The organism is Amycolatopsis albispora, from assembly GCF_003312875.1.
Lineage (GTDB): Bacteria > Actinomycetota > Actinomycetes > Mycobacteriales > Pseudonocardiaceae > Amycolatopsis > Amycolatopsis albispora.
Genome location: NZ_CP015163.1, coordinates 625,533 through 645,322, shown reverse-complemented (window position 1 = coordinate 645,322; position 19,790 = coordinate 625,533). Strand labels below are relative to the sequence as shown.

General features: G+C 71.0%; 19 protein-coding genes. 8 read left to right on the top strand and 11 right to left on the bottom strand.

The genetic code is table 11. The features are described from left to right. The first annotated feature begins 161 nt into the window (after positions 1 to 161). Genes A4R43_RS03275 through A4R43_RS03265 form a run of 3 tightly spaced genes read left to right on the top strand, consistent with a single transcriptional unit; the run spans position 162 to position 3,705 of the window. Positions 162 to 1,352: an aminotransferase class V-fold PLP-dependent enzyme gene (locus A4R43_RS03275; RefSeq protein WP_205215229.1), complete on the top strand. Its 1,191-nt coding sequence runs from the start codon at positions 162 to 164 to the stop codon at positions 1,350 to 1,352. After that, complete coding sequence (locus tag A4R43_RS03270) at positions 1,349 to 2,290, top strand: 2OG-Fe(II) oxygenase family protein (protein ID WP_113690919.1); 942 nt, start codon at positions 1,349 to 1,351, stop codon at positions 2,288 to 2,290. Before A4R43_RS03275 ends, A4R43_RS03270 begins: the two co-directional genes overlap by 4 nt. Further along, a complete protein-coding gene (locus A4R43_RS03265) occupies positions 2,287 to 3,705 on the top strand; it encodes an MFS transporter (protein ID WP_113690918.1) in 1,419 nt (472 codons plus the stop codon). The genes A4R43_RS03270 and A4R43_RS03265 overlap by 4 nt, the downstream gene beginning before the upstream one ends. On the opposite strand, the gene A4R43_RS03260 is transcribed toward A4R43_RS03265, so the two are convergent. Then, on the bottom strand, positions 3,692 to 5,008 hold the full coding sequence (locus A4R43_RS03260) for an FAD-binding oxidoreductase (RefSeq protein ID WP_113690917.1): 1,317 nt from the start codon (positions 5,006 to 5,008) through the stop codon (positions 3,692 to 3,694). The genes A4R43_RS03265 and A4R43_RS03260 overlap by 14 nt on opposite strands. A 46-nt stretch (positions 5,009 to 5,054) precedes the next feature. On the opposite strand from A4R43_RS03260, the gene pdxR reads away from it, so the two are divergent. Continuing rightward, positions 5,055 to 6,497, top strand: coding sequence for a MocR-like pyridoxine biosynthesis transcription factor PdxR (pdxR, locus tag A4R43_RS03255; protein WP_113690916.1), 1,443 nt, complete (start codon positions 5,055 to 5,057; stop codon positions 6,495 to 6,497). Here pdxR and A4R43_RS03250 read toward each other — a convergent pair. The 4 genes from A4R43_RS03250 to A4R43_RS03235 form a co-directional block, all read right to left on the bottom strand. Further along, positions 6,466 to 7,515, bottom strand: a complete 1,050-nt coding sequence (locus A4R43_RS03250) for an aldo/keto reductase (protein ID WP_162788300.1) — start codon at positions 7,513 to 7,515, stop codon at positions 6,466 to 6,468. The genes pdxR and A4R43_RS03250 overlap by 32 nt on opposite strands. Positions 7,516 to 7,584: 69 nt before the next feature. Continuing rightward, positions 7,585 to 8,433, bottom strand: a complete 849-nt coding sequence (locus tag A4R43_RS03245; RefSeq protein ID WP_162788299.1) for a helix-turn-helix domain-containing protein — start codon at positions 8,431 to 8,433, stop codon at positions 7,585 to 7,587. A 42-nt stretch (positions 8,434 to 8,475) separates the two neighbouring features. Next, the gene (locus A4R43_RS44425) at positions 8,476 to 8,610 is read right to left on the bottom strand and encodes a hypothetical protein (protein ID WP_257791789.1); all 135 of its coding nucleotides are present in this window, start codon (positions 8,608 to 8,610) and stop codon (positions 8,476 to 8,478) included. A gap of 201 nt (positions 8,611 to 8,811) precedes the next feature. Further along, positions 8,812 to 9,438 (bottom strand): TetR/AcrR family transcriptional regulator, encoded by a 627-nt coding sequence (locus A4R43_RS03235; RefSeq protein ID WP_113690913.1) that lies wholly within the window; start codon positions 9,436 to 9,438, stop codon positions 8,812 to 8,814. Between the two features lie 107 nt (positions 9,439 to 9,545). Here A4R43_RS03235 and A4R43_RS03230 point away from each other — a divergent pair, with 107 nt between their 5' ends. Together A4R43_RS03230 and A4R43_RS03225 are read left to right on the top strand one after the other, a co-directional pair. Next, positions 9,546 to 9,962, top strand: coding sequence for a nuclear transport factor 2 family protein (locus A4R43_RS03230; RefSeq protein ID WP_162788298.1), 417 nt, complete (start codon positions 9,546 to 9,548; stop codon positions 9,960 to 9,962). Next, entirely contained in the window at positions 9,959 to 10,801 is an 843-nt protein-coding gene (locus tag A4R43_RS03225; protein ID WP_113690911.1) for an alpha/beta fold hydrolase, read from the top strand. The genes A4R43_RS03230 and A4R43_RS03225 overlap by 4 nt, the downstream gene beginning before the upstream one ends. Positions 10,802 to 10,865: 64 nt before the next feature. On the opposite strand, the gene A4R43_RS03220 is transcribed toward A4R43_RS03225, so the two are convergent. Together A4R43_RS03220 and A4R43_RS03215 are read right to left on the bottom strand one after the other, a co-directional pair. Further along, on the bottom strand, positions 10,866 to 11,522 hold the full coding sequence (locus tag A4R43_RS03220) for a lytic polysaccharide monooxygenase auxiliary activity family 9 protein (protein WP_113690910.1): 657 nt from the start codon (positions 11,520 to 11,522) through the stop codon (positions 10,866 to 10,868). A 150-nt stretch (positions 11,523 to 11,672) separates the two neighbouring features. Further along, positions 11,673 to 12,635 carry an Lrp/AsnC family transcriptional regulator gene (locus tag A4R43_RS03215; protein WP_113690909.1) on the bottom strand — a complete coding sequence of 321 codons (963 nt, stop codon included), beginning with the start codon at positions 12,633 to 12,635 and terminating at the stop codon, positions 11,673 to 11,675. Between the two features lie 92 nt (positions 12,636 to 12,727). Between A4R43_RS03215 and A4R43_RS03210 the strand changes: the two genes are divergently transcribed. Beyond that, positions 12,728 to 14,116, top strand: coding sequence for an MFS transporter (locus A4R43_RS03210; protein ID WP_113690908.1), 1,389 nt, complete (start codon positions 12,728 to 12,730; stop codon positions 14,114 to 14,116). Here the strand turns inward: A4R43_RS03210 and A4R43_RS03205 are convergent. The 4 genes from A4R43_RS03205 to A4R43_RS03190 all read right to left on the bottom strand — a co-directional run bounded on the left by A4R43_RS03205 (position 14,028) and on the right by A4R43_RS03190 (position 19,129). Further along, positions 14,028 to 14,483 carry a hypothetical protein gene (locus tag A4R43_RS03205; protein ID WP_113690907.1) on the bottom strand — a complete coding sequence of 152 codons (456 nt, stop codon included), beginning with the start codon at positions 14,481 to 14,483 and terminating at the stop codon, positions 14,028 to 14,030. The two genes, A4R43_RS03210 and A4R43_RS03205, sit on opposite strands and share 89 nt — an antisense overlap. A 114-nt stretch (positions 14,484 to 14,597) precedes the next feature. After that, positions 14,598 to 16,841, bottom strand: a complete 2,244-nt coding sequence (locus A4R43_RS03200) for a hypothetical protein (protein WP_113690906.1) — start codon at positions 16,839 to 16,841, stop codon at positions 14,598 to 14,600. Positions 16,842 to 16,992: 151 nt separating this feature from the next. Further along, on the bottom strand, positions 16,993 to 17,949 hold the full coding sequence (locus tag A4R43_RS03195) for a cyclase family protein (protein WP_236808751.1): 957 nt from the start codon (positions 17,947 to 17,949) through the stop codon (positions 16,993 to 16,995). A 22-nt stretch (positions 17,950 to 17,971) separates the two neighbouring features. Further along, entirely contained in the window at positions 17,972 to 19,129 is a 1,158-nt protein-coding gene (locus A4R43_RS03190) for a PP2C family protein-serine/threonine phosphatase (RefSeq protein ID WP_113697313.1), read from the bottom strand. 110 nt (positions 19,130 to 19,239) lie between these two features. On the opposite strand from A4R43_RS03190, the gene A4R43_RS03185 reads away from it, so the two are divergent. Further along, a complete protein-coding gene (locus A4R43_RS03185) occupies positions 19,240 to 19,752 on the top strand; it encodes a MarR family transcriptional regulator (RefSeq protein ID WP_418190801.1) in 513 nt (170 codons plus the stop codon). The last annotated feature ends 38 nt before the right edge of the window (positions 19,753 to 19,790 follow it).

Genomic DNA, 19,790 nt, shown 5'->3' with positions numbered 1-19,790 from the left:
GCCGACGCGACTGGTAGCCTTTCCACATCGGCTGCCGGCCAGGTCGGCAGTTCGCCGCGCCAATGCGGCAACTGGGGAATGGTCTCGGCACGCGTTTCCGCATTGCGTCACCACGCATTTTTCCACCCGTCGGCATCCGTTGTTACTGGAGCGTGCTGCGCATGGTCGAGAAAGGCTGGGCGAAGGCCCGTGACCAGCTGTGCCTCGACCCCGCCACCACCGATCTCAACGCCGGTTCCTGCGGCCCGCTGCCCCGGCCGGTGTTCGACCTGGTCACCGGATTCCGCGCGCGGATGGCCGCCGCGCCGATGGATTTCCTTTCCCGGCAGCTGCCACCGCTGTTGTGGACCGCACGCGAGCGCCTGGCCGAATACCTCGGCACCCGGCCGCCTCGGCTGGCCTTCACCACCAACGTGACCGGCGCGGTCAACCTGGTGGCGTCGTCGGTGGCACTGGCGCCGGGCGGGGAAATCCTGCTCACCGACCAGGAGTACGCCCCCATGCGGTGGTGCTGGGAGCGGGCCGCACGACGGCAGGGCCTGGTGGTCCGGACCTTTCGGCTCCCGGTTCAACCACTGGACCCGGAGGAGGTGGTGGCGGCGGCCACCGCCGCGATGGGCCCGCGCACCCGGCTGTTCTTCTTCAGCCACGTGATCTCTTCGACCGGCCTGGTCCTGCCCGCCGCGCGCCTGTGCGAGGAGGCCCGCCGCCGCGGTGTGCTCACCGTGGTCGACGGTGCCCAGGCACCCGGGTTCACCGGACTGGACCTGGCGAACCTGCCGTGCGACTACTACGCGGGCAGCGGGCACAAGTGGCTGCTGGCCCCCACCGGGGTCGGTTTCCTGCACTTCACCGACGACCAGGCGGGCGTGCTCCAGCCGTCGCAGGTCAGCTGGGGCCACCACCCGCCGGAAGGGTACGGGCCGGACGAGCGCACCGAATTCGGCAGCACGCCACGCCTGCGCAACCTGGAGTGCGAGGGCACGCGTGACCTGTGCCCGTGGCTCGCGGTGCCGTCCGCGATCGACTTCCAGGCCGGGTTCGGCCACGACCGCATCCGGGCACGCACGCGCGAGCTGGCGGCGTTCACCCGCGAGCGCCTCGGTGGCTGGCACGGACTGGAACCGGTGACACCACCGCACCCGGAGCTGTCCGGCGCGATGACCTCCTTCGCGCTGCCACCGGGCACGGACGCGGGTGGGCTGCAGAGCCGGTTATGGGATCGCTTCCGCATCGGCGTGGCGGTGACCGGCGGCCCCGGCCGCCCGCTGCTGCGTGTCTCCACGCACTTCTACAACACCGAAACCGACGTCGAGCGCCTGGCGGAGGCGCTGAAGGAGCTGAGCAGATGACGGACGCGACCGTACCCACCTTCGACCTGACCGAGCTGCGCGCGGGACGGCACCAGGACGAGTTCCGCCGCTGCCTCCGCGAAAAGGGGGTCTTCTACCTCGAGGGCACCGGGCTCACCGAGGCCGACCACGCCCCGGCGCGCGAGATCGCGGTGGACTTCTTCGACCACGGCACCGAAGCCGAGAAGAAGGCGGTGATGACCCCGATTCCGACCATCCGGCGCGGGTACGCCGGGCTGGAGTCGGAGAGCACCGCGCAGATCACCAACACCGGCAAGTACACCGACTACTCGATGTCGTACTCGATGGGCACCGCGGACAACCTGTTCCCGTCGCCGGAGTTCGAGCGGGCGTGGGAGGAGTACTTCGCCCGGATGTACCGGGCTTCGCGGGAGGTCGCGAGGCAGGTGCTGAACACCGCGGGCGCGGAACCGGAGGGCGGCATGGACGCCTTCCTCGACTGCGAGCCGCTGCTCCGGCTGCGGTACTTCCCCGAGGTCCCCGAAGACCGCGTGGCCGAGGAGGAGCCGCTGCGGATGGCACCGCACTACGACCTCTCGATCGTCACCCTGATCCACCAGACCCCGTGCGCGAACGGGTTCGTCAGCCTCCAGGTCGAAGTCGACGGGTCCGTTGTGGACCTGCCGGCGCGCCCGGGCGCGGTGCTGGTCTTCTGCGGCGCGGTGGCCACGCTGGTGGCCGACGGCCGGATCAAGGCGCCCAAGCACCACGTGGCCGCGCCGGGCGCGGGCGAGCGGGTGGGCAGCAGCCGCACCTCCAGCGTGTTCTTCCTGCGCCCCAACGGGGATTTCCGGTTCTCCGTGCCCAGGGCCAGGGAGTGCGGGTTCGACGTCACCATTCCCGCCGAGACGGCCACCTTCAACGACTGGATCGGCGGCAACTACATCAACATCCGGAAGACCGCCGCCGCGCGGTGACCACCACGGAACGGACCAGCGGGAGCAGCACTGCCGGTACCGCGCTGGCACTGGCCTGCGTCGCGCACTTCCTGGTGGTGTTCGACACCTCGGTGATCACCGTGGCGCTGCCGTCGATGCGCGCGGAGCTGGGCTTCACGCCGTCGGGCCTGCAGTGGGTGGTCAACGGGTACACGCTGGCCTTCGCCGGGCTCCTGCTGTTCGGCGGCAGGCTCGCCGACATCTACGGCCACCGGCGGGTGTTCCTCGGCGGGCTCGCCGTGTTCACCGCGGCCAGCCTGCTCGGCGGGCTCGCCACCACCCCGGCGATGCTGATCGCGGCGCGGGCCGGGCAGGGCGCCGGTGCGGCCGTGCTGGCGCCGCTGGCGGTCACCCTGCTCACCACGTCGTTCCCCGAGGGACCACGCCGGACGCGCGCGCTGACCATTTCCACCGCGGTGGCGCTGGTCGGCGGCGCCGCGGGCAACCTGCTCGGCGGGGTGTTCACCGAGCTGCTGTCGTGGCGGTCGGTGCTGCTGGTCAACGTGCCGATCGGCATCCCGGTGCTGTTCTTCGCCGCGCGGGTGCTCGCCCGGCCATCGGACACGCCGTGGGGCCGGGTGCGGCTGGACCTGCCGGGCGCGGTACTGGCCACGACCGGGCTGACGCTGCTCACCTTCGGCGTTTCGCAGACCCACGAGCACAACTGGGGCCACGCGTCGGTGGCGCTGCCGCTGGTCGGCGGACTGCTCGCGCTGATCGTATTTGTCGTGGTCGAAGCCAGGTTCGCGGCCTCACCGCTGATCCCACCGCGCCTGTTCGCGCTGCCCGGGATCGCCTGGGGCAACCTGGCCATGCTGCTGGCCGGGGCGAGCCAGGTGCCGGTGTGGTTCTTCCTCACCCTGACCATGCAGCACGTGCTGGGTTACAGCGCCGCGGAAGCGGGGCTGGGGTTCGTGCCGCACGCGGTGGTGATGCTGGTGGTCGGCCTGCGGCTGGTGCCGTGGCTGATGCGGCGGGTGCAGGCGCGGGTGCTGATCGCCGCCGGTGCCGCCATCGGCGCGCTCGGGTTCTGGTGGCAGAGCCGGATCACGCCGGACAGCGCCTATCTCGACGGTGTGCTCGGACCGGCCGTGCTGATCTCCATCGGCGGCGGGCTGGTGGGCACCCCGCTGGCGAGAACCGTCACCTCCGGTGTCGAGCCGCTCGACGCGGGCGCGGCCTCCGGGCTGATGAACACCACCCGCCAGTTCGGCGGCGCGTTCGGGCTGGCCGTGCTGCTGACGGTGACCGCGAGCGGCACCACCGGCAGTGCCGCGACCATGGCCGGGCACTACGGTGACGCGTTCACCGGCATCGCGTTGATCATGCTCGCCATCGCCGTGCTCACCCCGGTCCTGCCCGCCACCCGGGACGGCGGGCTCAGGCCGGGGTGATGTTCGGGTTGAGGTGGAAGACGTTGCCCGGGTCGTAGGTCCGCTTGAGCGCGCGGAGCCGGGCGAGCTTGGCCGGCGGGTAGGCACGCTGGATCCGGTCGTCGCTGAGGGAGTTGACGTACACGCCGTCCGCGAACGGCTCGAGGGCGCGGGCGCTCCGCCGGGCGGCGGCCATCCGCGCGTGGTCCTCCGCCGGGTCGGTCCAGCCCATGCCCGTGCCGTACTCGAACTTCGTGCCGCGATGGCTGAACGCGCTGTCCTCCTCGGCCACGTCGGCGATCGCACCGCCGTAGGCCTGCAACCCGGCGTTGGGCAGGCCGGGCTGCCGCGGGTCGTCCGCGCCGCGGGAGAGGAAGGCGTCGATCGCGGCGTCCGGCAGTTCGGGCAGGTAGTGGCCCTTGGAGTAGCGGCGCCGATGGTGCCCGCCGGTCTGGTCGTCCCGCTGCTGGAGGTCCAAATAGGACAGCTCACCGACGCGGCTTTCCAGCGGGTGGCCCAGTTCACGCAGTTGGCTCAGCAGCGGCGCCGCGGCGGCCGGGTCGCCCACCCAGACAAAGCCCACTTCGAGCTTGCCCTCCTGCCCCAGTGACGCGGTGAAGGTCGCGCGCCGGGGCGCCTCGTGGCTCAGGTCGCGCCAGGCCCGCATGGCCGCGGCGGCCCGTTCGGCGGGGAACACGTACTCGGCGACCAGCGCCCGCGTGCCCACCGGGTGCAGCGCGAACTCGAATTCGGTGACGATGCCGAAATTGCCGCCACCCCCGCGCAGGCCCCAGAACAGCTCGGGATTCTCGGTGGCGCTCGCCCGTACGACCGCGCCGTCGGCGGTGACGACCTGGTAGGAGAGCACGTTGTCGCAGGCCAGGCCGTACTGCCTGGCGAGCCAGCCCATACCGCCGCCGAGGGTGAGCCCGCCGACGCCGGTGTGGGACACGTTGCCGGCCGTGGTCGCCAGGCCGTGCCGCTGCGCCGCGCGGTCGAGCGCGCCGAGCAGCGCGCCGCCGCCGACGTGGGCCCGGCGCCCGCTGACGCGCACGGAACTCAGCGGGGTCAGGTCGATCATCAGGCCGTCCTCGGGCACCGCCAGGCCCAGCCCGCTGTGCCCGCCGCAGCGGACGCCGATCTCGAGCTCCCGTTCACGCGCCAGGTGCACGGCACGCACCACGTCGGAGACGCTGGCGCAGCGGGCGATCAGGCGCGGACGGCGGTCGATCATCGCGTTCCAGACCGAGCGGGCCTGGTCGTAGCCGTGGCTGCCGGGGCCGAGGAGCTGTCCGTCGAACCGGAGTGCTTCGGTAGTGGTCATGGCCAAAGCGTGACGGGAATCGGTCCGCGGTCTAAAGTCCAATTCCATGACGCGATCGGGGACCAATTCGCTCGCGGCCGAGCTGCTGGTCCACCTCGACCGCGCTTCGAAGGTACCGCTGCACCGGCAGCTGGGCACCGCCATCCGGGACGGCGTGCAGTCCGGGCGGCTCCCGCTCGGCACGTCGCTGCCGCCCACCCGCGCGCTGGCCGCCGACCTCGGCGTGTCGCGGGGAGTGGTGGTCGAGGCGTACCAGCAGCTGGTGGCCGAGGGTTACCTGGCCAGCCGGTCCGGCGGGTACACGCAGGTCGCCGCGGGCGCGCAGACCACGCCGCGCCCCACCCCGCAGGCCGTGCGGCCCGCGACTCACGCGATCGACTTCGGTTACGGCCGCGCCGACGTGTCGAACTTCCCGCGCGCGGCCTGGCTGCGCTCGATCCGCCGGGTGCTCACCGAAATCCCGTCGGACCGCTTCGGTTACCTCGACGGGCGCGGGGTCCCGGAACTGCACCTGGCGCTGAGCGACTACCTCAACCGCGTGCGCGGCACGGTGGCCACGCCGGACCGCATGGTCATCTGCAACGGGTTCGCCCAGGGGCTCGCGCTGCTGCTGCGGGTGCTCTCCGCCGGGGGCGCCAGGCGGATCGCGGTGGAGGACCCGTCGGCCGACGACGACACCCGGCCGATCGCCGCGGAGCTGGGGCTGTCGGTCACCGGGGTGCCGGTCGGCCCGGACGGCATCGACGTCGCCGTGCTCGACCGCACCGAAGCCGACGCACTCGTGCTCACCCCGTCGCACCAGTGGCCGACCGGCGGGGTGCTGGCCCCGGACGCACGCGCGGCGGTGGCGCGCTGGGCCACGCGGACCGGCGCGCTGGTGATCGAAGACGACTACGACACCGAGTACCGCTACGACCGCGCGCCGATCGGCGCACTCCAGGGGCTGGCGCCCGAGCAGGTCGCGTACGCGGGCACCGCGAGCAAAACGCTCGCGCCGGGGTTGCGGCTGGGCTGGCTCGTGCTGCCCGCGCACCTGGTCGGGCCGGTTGCCGAGGCGAAGGTGGCCGCCGACCGGGGCTCGCCGGTGCTGGACCAGCTGACCTTCGCCGACTTCCTCGCCCGTGGTGAGTTCGACCGCCACCTGCGGCGCATGCGCCCGGTCTACCGGCGCCGCCGCGACGCGCTGCTCGGCGCGCTGGCGGAGTTCCTGCCCGACTTCGAACCGGCCGGCATCCTGGCCGGGCTGCACCTGGTGACCTGGCTACCGTCCGATTTGGACGAAGCAACCGTGGTCGAAACCGCCGCGCGCCACGGCATCGGTGTCGCCGGGCTCGCGCAGTACCACCTCGGGACGCCACCGCGGGGTGGTCTGATCTTCGGCTACGCCACCCTGGGCGAACAGACTATCCGCCGCGGTGTCGCCCAGCTCGCCACCGCCCTCGGCCGACGCGGGACGGTCAGCCCACCGGATGCGGTTGCGGCAACTTGACCAGGCCGTCGGGAAAGGTTTTGCCCGGGTACCAAGGAGTCACGCCGATGCGGGCGAACTCGGGCAGTTCCTCCATATACCGCAGCATCCGGCGACGCTGGCGGTGATCCGGTAGCGGGCGGTACATGGTCAGCAGGTTTTCCCTTACGTGGTCCGGATTCGTCGTCGCCGGAATTACGCAGGTGACCGCCGGGTGAGCGGCCACATAGGACAGGAAGAACTGCGCCCACGACTCGCATCCGGCCTCCCTGGCGAACTCCGGCACCGGACGCGAGCCGACGACCTGGTGCAGGCGTCCCTTTTCCAGCGCCATGTTCACCATGACCGCGACCCCGTGGTCCGCGGCGAGCGAGAGCAGGCCGTGCTCGGCGGACCGCTGGAACATCGAGTACCGGATCTGGATGACGTCGATCGCGCCGGCCTCGATCAGCGGCCGCATGCCCTCGTACTGGTACGGCTCGTGGGAAGTCAGGCCCACATAACGGATCGTGCCCTCGCCCTTGAGCCGGTTCAGCACCGGCAGCACCATGCCGACGTTGGTCATGCTGTGGATCCCGACCACGTCGATCACCTCGCGGTGCAGCCGCTGCCGCGACCGGGCGAACTGCGCCAGCACGTGCCCGTCGTCGAACAGGTACTCACCGCAGTTCCAGCTCTTGTCGGTGAGCACCACCTGGTCGGTGAGCCCGAGCGCGTGCACGTGGTGGCCGGTGTTGGCCTCGGCGGCGCCGTAGGTGGCCGCGGTGTCGATCACCCGGCCGCCGCCGTCGTGGAAGGCGCGGAGCACGGCGGGAATGAAGGCCTGGTCGGTGCCGGGCCGCCGGTCGAAGGTCATGAAGGTGCCCAGGCCGATGACCGGCACCCGCGACTCCCCGAGCGGCCGGGTGACCGGCCGCGGACCGCCCTGCGCGGTGGCGGTGCCCGGGAGCCCGAGCGCGGCGACCACCGCACCGGCTCCCGTCGCGGCGAGCATCGAACGACGGGAAACCGTGCTGCCGGAAGGAATGCTTGCGTTCATGGCGTCAGCCTCACCGGCCGCGGCGCCGGGCGTCTTCCACATTCGCCGCGGCGTTGCGGATTCGCGTGGTCAGCCGCGCCGGTAGGCGTGCGGGGTTTCGCCCATCAGCCTGCGGAACACCGTGGTCAGGTGGCTCTGGCTGGACATGCCGACGGCGACGGCGATCTCCGCGATCGGCAGCTCGGTCCGGGTGAGCAGTTCGGCGGCGCGCTCGACGCGGCGTTCCAGCACGTACTGGTGCGGGGTCCGGCCGGTCGCCTGCTTGAACGCCCGCCCGAACTGGTGCTTCTCCAGCCCCGCCAGCTCGGCGAGCCGCGCGAGCCGCAGGTCACCGCCGAGTTCGTCCCCGATGTGCTCCAGCACCCGCCGCAACCGCGCGCCGGTCAGCCCCGGTTTCGCCGCGGTCGGGCGGGGCGCGAGGCTGGAATGCCTGCGCAGCAGGTGCAGGCTCAACGTGGTGGCGACGCTGTCGACGAACAGCGAACCGGCCACGCCGCTGCCCGCGGCCTCGGCGCGCAACGCGAGCGCGAGCTGGCGGACCAGTGGGTCCGGGCCGTTGGTGAACCCGGTGAACTCCACGTTTTCCCCGATCCCGTCGGGCATCCGGTCCGGTGCGAGCCGGATGGTCACGTAGTCGAGCACGCCGTCACCGTGCCGGGCTTCGCGCCGCCGGTGCGCCGGGATGAAGGTGACCGCGCCGGGAAAGTCCGCCCCGGCGTAGGACGGCCCGCCCTCGATCCGCGCCTCCGTGCGGCTGGTGACACCGCCGAGGGTGACGAAGAGCAGGTGCTCCGGCAGGTGGCAGACGCCCTCGGTGGCCGGGCCGCCGCGCCAGCGCGCCAACTCCAGCCCGAGCCCCGGCCACCGGTGCACCCGGCGCTGGAGGTACCGGCCGCCCGGCTCCCGAACCGCTGTCACGCGGCCAAGTCTGTGGCCGCCTGGGTGTGGAACCGGTGAAGGTCAGGCGTTCCGCAGGCCCCAGCTCGCGATGTTCGTCGCCAGCGCCAGCAGCTCAGCCAGGCCACGCTCGTCCTCCCGCAGATCGTCCGGCCGCCACGCCAAGCTGACCACACCGTTCCAACTCGCCCACAGCACCGTCGCCGCCTTTCGAGCGGAGGTGGAACCGGGTCAGGCGTTCCGCAGGCCCCAGCTCGCGATGTTCGTGGCCAGCGCCAGCAGCTCAGCGAGGCCACGCTCGTCCTCCCGCAGATCGTCCGGCCGCCACGCCAAGCTGACCACACCATTCCAACTCGCCCACAGCACCGTCGCCGCCTTTCGAGCGGAGGTGGAACCGGGTCAGGCGTTCCGCAGGCCCCAGCTCGCGATGTTCGTCGCCAGCGCCAGCAGCTCAGCCAGGCCACGCTCGTCCTCCCGCAGATCGTCCGGCCGCCACGCCAAGCTGACCACACCGTTCCAACTCGCCCACAGCACCGTCGCCGCCTTTCGCGCGTCCAGCGGGCGGATCGTGCCGTCGGCGATGCCGCGTTCGATCGCGTCGACCATCCGCGCGTTCTGCTCGTCGACCCGGCGGGCGAGCCGCGCGGCGGTTTCGGCGGCCGCCGGATAACCGCCGAGTGGCGCCGGGAAGGCGAGCATCCGGAAGTACTGCGGCTGTTCGAGGTAGAACCGCAGGTACTGCTCGGCGGCGGCTTCGAGCTGCTCGATCGGCGACCGCTCCGGGGTGTAGGCGCGGTCCATGTACTCACGATCGACGTCGAGCGCGCGGCTGACGACGGCGGCGTGCAGCCCCGCCTTCGACCCGAAGTTGTTGTAGATCGAGCCCACCGCGACGCCCGCGCGCTCGGCGATCTCCTCGACCGTCACCTCCTCCACGGACCGCCGCGAGAAGGTGTGCTCGGCCGCGCTGAGCAGGGCGTCGATCGTCCGTTGCTTGCGGGGGTCGAGCCCCTTCGCGGTGGCCATGCCGCCATCGTAGGGCCGGTTTCTGCAGCCGTTGCAAGTTCTCTCCGGCGGTGCTAGCTTGGGCGCCACTTGTTGTAATGATTGCAAGACTTGCGGAGGTGAGCCGGGTGACCGCGCCCGACATCGTCGACCGGTTCGCCGAAGCGTGGACCAAAATGGACCCCGACGCGTTCACGCCGCTGTTCCGCGAGGACGTGCGCCTGATCCACCCGCTCGACCGCAACACCCGCGGGGTGGTGGAAGCACGCGAGTTCATGGCCAGGACCATGTCGCTGATCCCGGATCTGCGGTACGAGGTGCAGGGCTGGGCGAGCGGGTCGGGCCACGTGCTGATCTGGGGGCGGTTGCACGGCACGCTCGGCGGCGGCCCGATCGAATGGCCGCTGGTCGACCGGCTCCGGCTCGAAGACGGGCTGATCGCCGAGCGGACCGCGTACTTCGACCCGCTGGTGATCATCGCGGTGCTGGTACGGCGACCCCGCGCCTGGCTGCCCTACCTCCGCACCCGGCTGGTCCGCCGATGAGCACGCGCTCGGTCAGCGTCGACGGGGCCCGGGTCGCGGTCACCGAACTCGGTGATCCCGCCGCCGAGCCCGTGGTGCTGCTGCACGGCTATCCCGCCAACCACCTTTCGTGGCGCCACCAGCTGGCGGGCCTCGCCGAACGGCACCGCGTCGTCGCGCCGGACCTGCTCGGCTGGGGCGATTCGGAACGCCGCCTGGACCTGCGGTTCGACTACCACACCGAGGTGGACCGCATCGGCATGCTGCTCGACGCGCTCGAAATCGGCAGTTGCAACCTGTTCGGGCACGATTACGGCGGCCACCTCGCCCTCGGTTTCGCCCAGCGCCACCCCGACCGCGTCCGGCGGCTGGCGATTCTCAACAGCCGCGCGCACCGGACTTTTGTGCCGCAGTGGTATGCGATCTTCTCGCTGGTGGGCCTGCTCGGCCGGAGCCCGCTGGCCGGGGTGTTCGCCCGGTTGCTGCCGGTCGGGATGATCAACCGCGTCGGCCTGCGCGGTGTGCTGCGGGCCGGGGTGATCGATCGTGCGACCCTCGACAGCTACCTGGGTTGGATGTCCACTTCGGACGGTGCACGCTGGGTGCTGCACTTCTTCGGCGACTACCGGGTGCCCGAACGGCGGGACCTCGCCGACGACCTGAGCGCGATCCGGTGCCCTGCCGCGGTCATCTGGGGCACCGAGGACGCGTACCTGCGCACGTCCATCGCCGAGGAACTCGCCGCGGGCATCCCGGGCGCCGAACTCACGCTGCTCGACGGCACCGGGCACTTTGTCATGGAGGAAGCGCCGGACGCCGTGCTCGCCGCGCTGCAAAAGCTACTCGCACGCGACGCTTAGGCCCGCGCACCTCCGGTCCGGTGCCGTTTGACAGCACCGGACCGGAAGTTCGTCAGCACGATCCCTAGCCGAAGTTGACGTCGCTGCACCACATGTAGGTCTGGTCGAGGTGGGAAGCCTGCCAGATGGTGAACACGACGTGGTGTCCGGTGTAGCCGGAGGTCTGGACGTTGAACGTGATGTCCTTGGCCGGAGCGAACCTGCCGGTTTGCGTGATGAAGTCGAGATCGCCCCAGCCGAGGCGTTGCGTCTTCGGGTCGAAGCCGTTCTTGCTGACGTAGACCCGGAAGAAGTCGGCACCGTGGCTGGCCTGGTCGTACAGGTGCATGGTGAAGTTGCTGCCGACGTTGGTGGTCTTCCACGCGCCGGGGTTGTTCAGCGAGTTGTTGCGCGAGAGGGCGTTGCTGCACAGCTGCCCGTCGGGCGTCGCGCCCTGGAAGTTGCCGCCGAGGCCGTCCCGCAGCGCGCTCATCCAGTTCCACATGGTGTCGGCGTTGGCCTGGAAAGCCTGCCAGCACATGGGATCCTGCTGCTGCATCTCGGGATTGGTGTGCTGGCTGCCCCACTTCTGCCAGCACTGGTAGGCGCGGGTGGGCGGACCGACGATGGTGCCGTGCGCCGAAGCCGTCGGCACCCAGGCGATCATCGCCGCCAGCACGCCGACCAGCGCGAACAGGCTGCGCCGTCTGAGGGTGGACCTGGAGGTGCTGCGCATACGCATGGATGGGCCTCCATTCTCGGAATGAGTGAACCGGTGGTGATCCATTTGGGAGCGCTCCCAGCCGGTTCACGAGCTTATACCCCACCCGGTGAAACTTCAACCAAGCATCGCCCGGTGGTCGAACCTCCGTACCGGCGACGGCCTGGTCGGCTAGCCCGAAATTTTCGCTGTCGCCGCGCGCTTCAGGGTGCGGATCACCGGGGCCGTCTCCAGGCGGTCGATCGCCTCGATGGTGCCGACGCGCTCGGTCAGGCAGGCGTAGAGCGCGTCGACGTCGCGGCAGACCACCTTCGCGAGCAGGTTCGCCGGTCCGGTGGTGATCGCCGCGAGCGCGACTTCCGGTTGCCGCGCCAGCGCTTCCGCGGCCGCCACCAGGTGCGCCGGCCGCACGGACAACCACAGGATCGCCTGGGCGTGGAAGCCCAGCACGGCGGCGTCCAGGTCGATGTCCAGGTAGAGGATTCCGCTGGCCCGCAACTGGTTCACCCGGCGGCGCACGGTCGGCTCGGACAACCCGGTCGCCGCGGCGAGTTCGGCGAAGGTGGCGCGGCCGTCCCGCCGCAGCGCGGCCAGCAGCCGGTCGTCCCCAGTTATGTCCACTTCGGACACCGCAGGCCCGAAGTCCGGGCGCAGGCGGGCGATCTGCTCGCCGGTGAGCACGCCCGCGCGACCGTGCCAGCCGACCGGACCGCCGACGAACGACCGCAGCAAGCAGTGCGCGGACACCGAAACCACGCGAGGTGTCTTCGGGAGTTGCTGCAACAGCAAGGCTTCCGGCGCGTTGCCGCCCGGTGCGCGGATGACGCAGGAGATCTCGGTGCCGCCCGAGGTGAGCTGCACCCACGAGGTGTCCGCCCGCCGCGCCAGCGCCCTGGCCACCGGCAGCGCCGAATCCGGGGTGCAGTGCAGCCGCAGGAACCACTCCACCTGACCCAGGCGACGGGCGTCGGTCATGCCGACCACCCGCAGCACACCATCCGACCGCAGCCTGCGGTATCTCCTGGCCACGGTCTGCTGGGAGGTGCCGAGCACCGCCGCGATCTGGTTGAACGGGGCGCGGCCGTCGACGTGCAGGGCGTGCAGCACCGCGCGGTCCAGCTCGTCGAACGTCATATTCCCGATCCTAAACCCGCCGCGATGGAACTATCCGTCACATCCGCCGCAACACGGCGTTGTGACAGTCACCAGTACCTAGCTTCGCGGACATGACAACCCAGCTCTACCGCTGGCGGTGGCCGGCGCTCGCCGCCCTGCTGCTCGCCGAGGCGATGAACCTGCTCGACGGCACGGTGCTGCCGGTGGCGGGCCCCGCGATCCAGGCCGACCTCGCGGTGGACGACGCCACCCTGCAGTGGCTGACCGCCGGCTACACGCTCCCGTTCGCGCTGCTGCTCATCACCGGCGGCCGCCTCGGCGACATTTTCGGCCGCAGGCGCGTGTTCACCGCCGGAGTGCTCTCCTTCGTGGTGTGCTCCGCGGTGTGCGCGGTCGCGCCGACCGCCGCGGTGCTGCTCGCCGCGCGGGTTGTGCAGGGCGCGAGCGCCGCCGTGCTCATCCCGCAGACCTTCGGCCTGATCCGCGCCATGTTCACCGGCACCGAGGTGGCCAAGGCGCTGGGCACGATCGGCCCGGTCATGGCGTTGTCGTCGGTGTGCGGGCCGGTCGCCGGTGGCCTGCTCACCGACGCGGACCTGTTCGGGCTCGGCTGGCGCCCGGTGTTCTTGATCAACGTGCCGCTGGGCCTGGCCGTGCTGGCCGCCGCACCGCTGATCCGCGAGGACCGCTCCCACGCCCGGCCGCGGCTGGACGTCGGCGGCACGCTGCTGGCGTCGACCGGGATCGGACTGGTGGTTTTCCCGCTGGTGGAAGGAAACGGCACCGGGTGGACGTGGCTGTGCTTCACGCTCGGTCTGGTGACGCTGGCCGCGTTCGCCGTCCACCAGCGCGGGCGAACCGATCCGCTGGTCGAGCCAGGGTTGTTCCGGGGCAGGGTTTTCCCCGCCTCCCTCGCCGGCTCGCTGTTGTTCTTCGCGGTGATGAACGGGCTCTTGTTCGTGCTCGTGTTGTTCCTGCAGCTCTCCCAAGGGAAAACGCCGACGGGCGCCGCGCTGACGCTGCTGCCGTGGTCGGCCGGGCTCGCGATCGGTTCGTGGGCGGCGGGTTCGGTGCTCGTGCCACGGTTCGGGCCGAAGGTGATGCGGGCGGGCCTCGTTCTGGTGCTGGCGGGCCTGGCCGGGATCGCGGTTTCGCTCACGGTGGTGCCGCTGCTCGTCACCGGGATCGGGCTGGGCTTGTTCACCGTGCCGTTCTTCGGCAACGCGCTGGCCGGGGTGGCCGCGCACGAGACGGGCTCGGCGTCCGGACTGCTCAACGCGGTGCAGCAACTCGGCGCGACCGTCGGCGTCGCCTTGCTGGGTACCGTCTTCTTCCGCTACGGCACACACGCGTCGGTGTTCGTGGCGCTCGCGCTGATCGCGGTCGTGCTGGCGCTCACCCTCGCGATGATCAGTCCCGGCCGAGCAACCCGGCACACGGCAGGCGCGGCGGGTCGAACGACGGCTCGGCCGCCGGGGTACACAGGTGGATCGCGCTGACGCACCAGCCGGGCTGCTGCTTGTCCATCGAGAGGAACACCCGATCTCGCTCTTTGTCGATGGCGAGCACCGCGAGGGCATGCGTGTCGCTCTCGTTCACGACGGTCTGCACGGTCACCGTGATCGGCCGGACGAGCGCGAACACGTCCACCCCGTCACGGCGCTCCACCGCCGACTCGCAGAACACCGCCCGGAACGGCTCGTCGCCGCCCTGGGTGAGCACCTCGGCCACGTCTCCGGCGAATTCCCCGGCATCCGGTTCACCCGGTGCGCTGACCAGCAGCACCACGCCGGTCGACACCACCGCCACCGCCGCTGTCAGCGCGGCCAGCACCCAGCCGAGCCGCCGGCGACCACCACCGTCCATGAGGAGCAGTCAACACGACCACGCACAGCGAACCCCGGCCCGTGACCTCAACCGGCCACCACGCGGGCCGGGCGGCCCGCCACCGGAACTCACCGGTGGCGGGCCGCTTTTCCGTTACTTCTCCGGCGGTTCCACGGCCTCCGGCGGGGCGAAGTAGTCCCACGCCGCTTCGACCGCGCCGCTGGACAGGGCGCTCACCGCACCACCGAACAGAAATCCGGCCCCGATGCCGATCGGGCCGCCGACCGCCCCGGCCATCGCGCCACCGGCCGCACCACCCGCGATGGTGCCGATCAGATTGGCGGCGGTCGCCTTCGCCGGGTCCTTCTTCTCCACGGCGATGTCGTAGTACGCACCGGCCAGCCCACCGGCGACACCGCCCGCCTTGCCGAGCAGCTTGAACTCGTCCGCCCTGCGCACCAGGTCGGGATCGGCGATGCCGCCGTTCTTCTGCTGCTGGAGCACCCGCTGTTCGAGGATCGCACCGGGTGTCTCCAGCGCCGCCGCACCACCGCCGAGCACGCCCGCCTTGATCGGGTGCTGGAGGTCGTCGAGCGCCCGCCGGGACGCGTCGCTGGCCACGTGGTGGGTGTCCTCGATCGCCCGTTGTACCGGGCTGCGCTCGGGCGCGGCCTGCGGGGCGGCCGACCCGTTGGGCAGGGCCTTGCGCAGGCGATCGACGGAGTAACCACCGGCCCGGTCGAATTCGCGGTCGGCCGCCTCCACCGCCTCACCGCGGTCCCGCTGGGCCTGCTTCTTCTCGGCCTCGGCGGTGTCCTCGGCTCGCTCATACCCGAGGTCGGCCGCCTCCACGGCGTCACCCCGGTCACGCACGGCCCGTTCTTTCTCGGTCTTGGCGGTGTCCTTCGCCCGCTCATACCCGAGATCGACGGCTTCCACCGCTTCGCCCCGGTCACGCACGGCCTGCTTTTTCTCGGCCTTGGCGCTGTCCTCGGCTCGTTCGTAACCGAGGTCGGCGGCCTCCACCTGCTCGCCGCGATCCCGGACGGCCTGCTGTTTCTTGGCCGTGGCCGTGTCCTTCGCCCGCTCATACCCGAGGTCAGCCGCCTCCACGGCGTCACCCCGGTCACGCGCGGCCCGCGCCTTCTTCTCGTCGGCGACGTCCTTGGCCCGTTCGTACCCGAGATCGGCGGCCTCGACCGCCTCCGCCCGGGCCAGATCGGCCTTCTTGGTTTCGGCGGCGAGGTCGACCTCACCTCGCTGGGCGCCCAGGTCGGCGGCCTCCACCGCTTCGTTGCGGGCCCGGTCGGCCTGCTTCTTCGCTTCCTTGGCCTGCTTTTCGGCGTCCTCGCGTTCCATGTCGGCGGCCTCGATCTGCTCCGCCTTGGCGAGGTCGGCCTTCTTCTTGTCGGCCTTGGCCTTGGCCTCCGCGTCCTCCCGCTCCATGTCGGCGGTTTCGACGCGCTCGGCCTGGGCGAGATCGGCTTTCTTCTTGTCCTCCTTGGCTTTCTTCTCGGCCCGCTCCCGGCCCATGTCGGCGGCTTCGACCCGCTCGGCCTGGGCAAGATCGGCCTTCTTCTTGTCCTCCTTGGCCTTGGCCTCCGCGTCCTCCCGCTCCATGTCCGCGGCTTCCACTTTTTCCGCCTGGTCGCGGTCGGCCTTCTTCTTTTCTTCCTTGGCCTTCTTCTCGGCCCGCTCCCGGCCCATGTCGGCGGCCTCGACCCGCTCAGCCTCCGCGAGGTCCGCCTTCTTCTTTTCCTTCTTCGCCCGCTCCCGGGTCAGGTCGTCGGATTCGGTTTTCTCGGCGCGGGCACGATCCGCTTTCTTCTTGTCCTCCGCGGACTTCTTCTCCGCCTTCTGCTGATTCAGGTCGGCGGCCTCGACTTTCTCGTTGCGGTCGCGATCCGCCTTCTTCTTGTCCTCCTTCGCCTTCTTCTCCGCGTCCTCCCGCTCCATGTCAGCGGCTTCGACCTGCTCGTTGCGGTCCCGGTCGGCCTTCTTCTTCGCTTCCTTGGCGTTGCCCTCGCCCCGCTGCTCCTTGAGGTCCGCTTCCTCGACCTTCTCGTTGCGGTCGCGATCAGCCTTCTTCTTGTCCTCCTTCGCCTTCTTCTCGGCCCGCTCCCGGCCCATGTCGGCGGCTTCGACCTGCTCGTTGCGGTCGCGATCCGCCTTCTTCTTGTCCTCCTTGGCCTTCTTCTCGGCCTTCTCCCGGTTCCGGTCGGCGGCCTCCACCTGCTCCGCCCGGTCCCGGTCGGCCTTCTTCTGCGCGTCGGACTTGGGCGGCGGCGGGGCGGGTGCCGCCTCCGCGCTTTCCGCGCCCAGCAAGCCGAACGCCACGGTCAGCACACCGCCGGACAGCGAAACGAGCGCGGCCTTCCCCACGGTTGATTTCTTCACCGCGTTTCCCCTCCTTCAAATGAACGGAAGGTGAACGTTTCGTGAATTCGCATGAGCACCATTCCTCGCCTTCGTTGACGGACGTCCGCACCGTGACGCGAGGGGGTTCAGCGGCAATACATTTGCAGTACAGCCGAGCGAGTTTCGCCGGTCAGAAAGTGGCGATCGGATTGACCGGGCTGCCGGAGGTACCGGCAAAGCGGACCGGCGCGACGGCGAGCTGGAAATCCCACTGGCCGAGTTCGGCGGCCGTCGCCGCGCACGCCTCCAGGTCGCAGTTGTCGAGCAGCCACAGGCCCATCGCGACCAAGCCGACGGCGTGCACCGGCATCAGCACGTCCTGGTAACCCGACGGCTGAACGTCCTGCGGGGTGTCCGCGCCGATCAGCGCCACCCCGCGATCGTGCAGCCACGGCAGGCAGGACGCGTGCCAGCCCGCCTGCGTGAAGCCGCCCGAATCACCGGCCTCGTGCCGGACGCGGCCGTAACCGGTCCGCAGGAGCACCGCGTCACCCGGGCGCACTCGTACGCCCTGACGGCGCTCGGCTTCCTCGAGATCCTCCGGAAACACGCCCTGGCCCGGCTCCAGCCACGGCACTTCGCGGGCCTCGGCGACGTCCAGCAGCACCCCGCGCGTGACGATCCCGTTCGCCGCCGCGGTGACCGCCGCCCACGCCGATCCGGTCTCCGCGTCGAGCAACGAGTGCGGCCGCCCGTTGTACATCCGGCCGTCCCAGAGCAGGTGGCACGGCGAGTCGACATGGGTGATCGTGTTGCCGTGGAACATGATGCCGAGCCGCTCGTTCGAAAAGCCCCAGCGGCGGTCGTTGCGGAACCCCGGCACGGGCATGCGTTCGGCACCCGGCATGTCGGCGGCACACGGGCACACCGTGGTCGACCGCTCCATTTCGCCCGGAACGGCGACCTCCCACGCACACGACACGCTCCGCCCGTGACGCACGGCGCGCGCCGCCGCCAGGCGCACCTCGTCGGTGATGTGGTTCAGCGTGCCGAGTTCGTCGTCGTCGCCCCAGCGTCCCCGGTTGGACAGCGTTTCGAAGTACCCGAGCACCTCGTCCTGTGTGGGCAGCTGCCGTTCGGCGGTCATTCGCGACCCTCGTTCCAGTCCGTCAGGCGGGGCCGAACCAGTCCAGGCAGACCACCATGGCGTCGTCCTCGGCGTGCGCACCGCGGCGCCGGGTGGCCAGTTCCTTGAGCACGGCGCCCGGCACGTGCGCGGCGGGCAGGTCGGCGGTGGTCAGCACCGCGTCGGTCAGCTCGGCGTCACCGTACAGCTGCCCCTGCGGGCCGATGGCGTTGTAGACGCCGTCGCTGACGAACACGAAGCGATCACCCGCCACCGCCTGGAACCGTTCCGCCTCGTACAGCGTGCCTTCGAACGCGCCCAGCGGCAGCTGCTCGTCGAAGTGGACCCGCTCGACCTTGCCGTCACGCAGCCGCCACAGCCTCGGCGAACCGGCGTCGAGCGCGCTCACCGACCCGGTGGCGAGGTCGAACTCCAGCAGCAGCGCGGCCACGTGCTCGCGGCCGCGGTAGTGCCCGTAGATCGCCTGGTCGGCGAGTTCGGCCTGGGCGTCGAGCGCCACCCCCGCCCGCCGCGCGTTGCGCAGCGCGTTCACCGCCAGGTTGGTCAGCAGCGCGGCTTCACTGCCTTCGCCCATGCCGTTGATCAGCGTCACGGTCAGCTTGTGCGCCGAGGCCGACCAGTCGAAGCAGTCGCCGTAGATGGCGTAGGCGGGTTCGAGCTGACCACCGAGCGCGAACTCCGCGCGGGTGCACGCCCGGCCGGGCAGCAGCTGCCACTGCATCTCCGCGGCCAGCGTGAGCCGGGAGGACCGGCGGGCCTGGATGTAGAGGTCGGTGTCACGATCGGCGACAAACAGCTCGTGTGCCAGCGTCTCGGCGAACCGGCCGAGTTCCGCCCACACCGGCGGGTCCGGCTCCACGGGCAGCGTCACCGCCAGCACGCCGAGCCGGTCGCCGCGCACGGTGACCGGCAGATATCCGGTGATCCCGGTGCCGCCGGGCTCGAACATCGCGGCCTGGGCGACAAACGCCGCGCCCGGCGTGCTGCCCTCCACCGGCATCGGCTCGTGCGTGTACGGCAGGGTGCTCACCTGGCACAGCTCGGCCAGCGAGTAGTCCGCCATCAGCAGCTCGACCGCCCGCGCGTCGAAGTGCTCGCGCAATGCCGCCCGCAGCGCCGGCAGCAGTTCGTGCGGCGGGACATCGCGCAGCCTGCGCTCCACCGCCAGGGATCTGTCCACCACGTCCTCCTGCTCGACCCGTCGGCCCACCGGTGGGCCCGCGTTACCGCATCAGTCCGGGCCCCGGTGTGCCACAAGCCAAGCTGACAGCTCAGCATATGGATGCGACAGTGGACACCGTGAACCGGTCTCGCGAGCAGCGCGGTCCCGATGCGGCCGCCGCGGTGACCGATCTCGCCGAACTGCTCGAAATCATGTTCGAGCAGGCAGGCAATGCCTCTGATGCCTCTGATGCCGCTGACGCCTCGGCCAGGCCGCTGTCGGCCGCCCAGCTGCGTGCCGTGGTCGCGCTGGACCGGCACGACGGGCTCAACCTGCGTGCGCTGGCCGACCTGCTCGGCTCGACCCCACCGCTGGTGAGCAGGCTGTGCGACCGGTTGCAGGCCGTCGGCTACCTCGAACGCCTGCCCAGCTCGCGCAGCCGCCGCGAACTGACCCTCCGGCTCAGTGAACGCGGCCGCGCCTATCTCCAGGACCTGCGGGCCCGCCGCCGCGAGAGCGTGCAGGCGGTGCTGTCGAAGATGAGCCCCGACGCCCTCGCCGCCCTCGCCACCGGCCTGCGTGGCTTCCACGCCGCCGCCGCGGCCGAACCGGGTGCCGGGCACCCCGGCATTGCACGGTAGAGTCAACTGTTGTTATATGACAACAGTGGGCCGAGGTT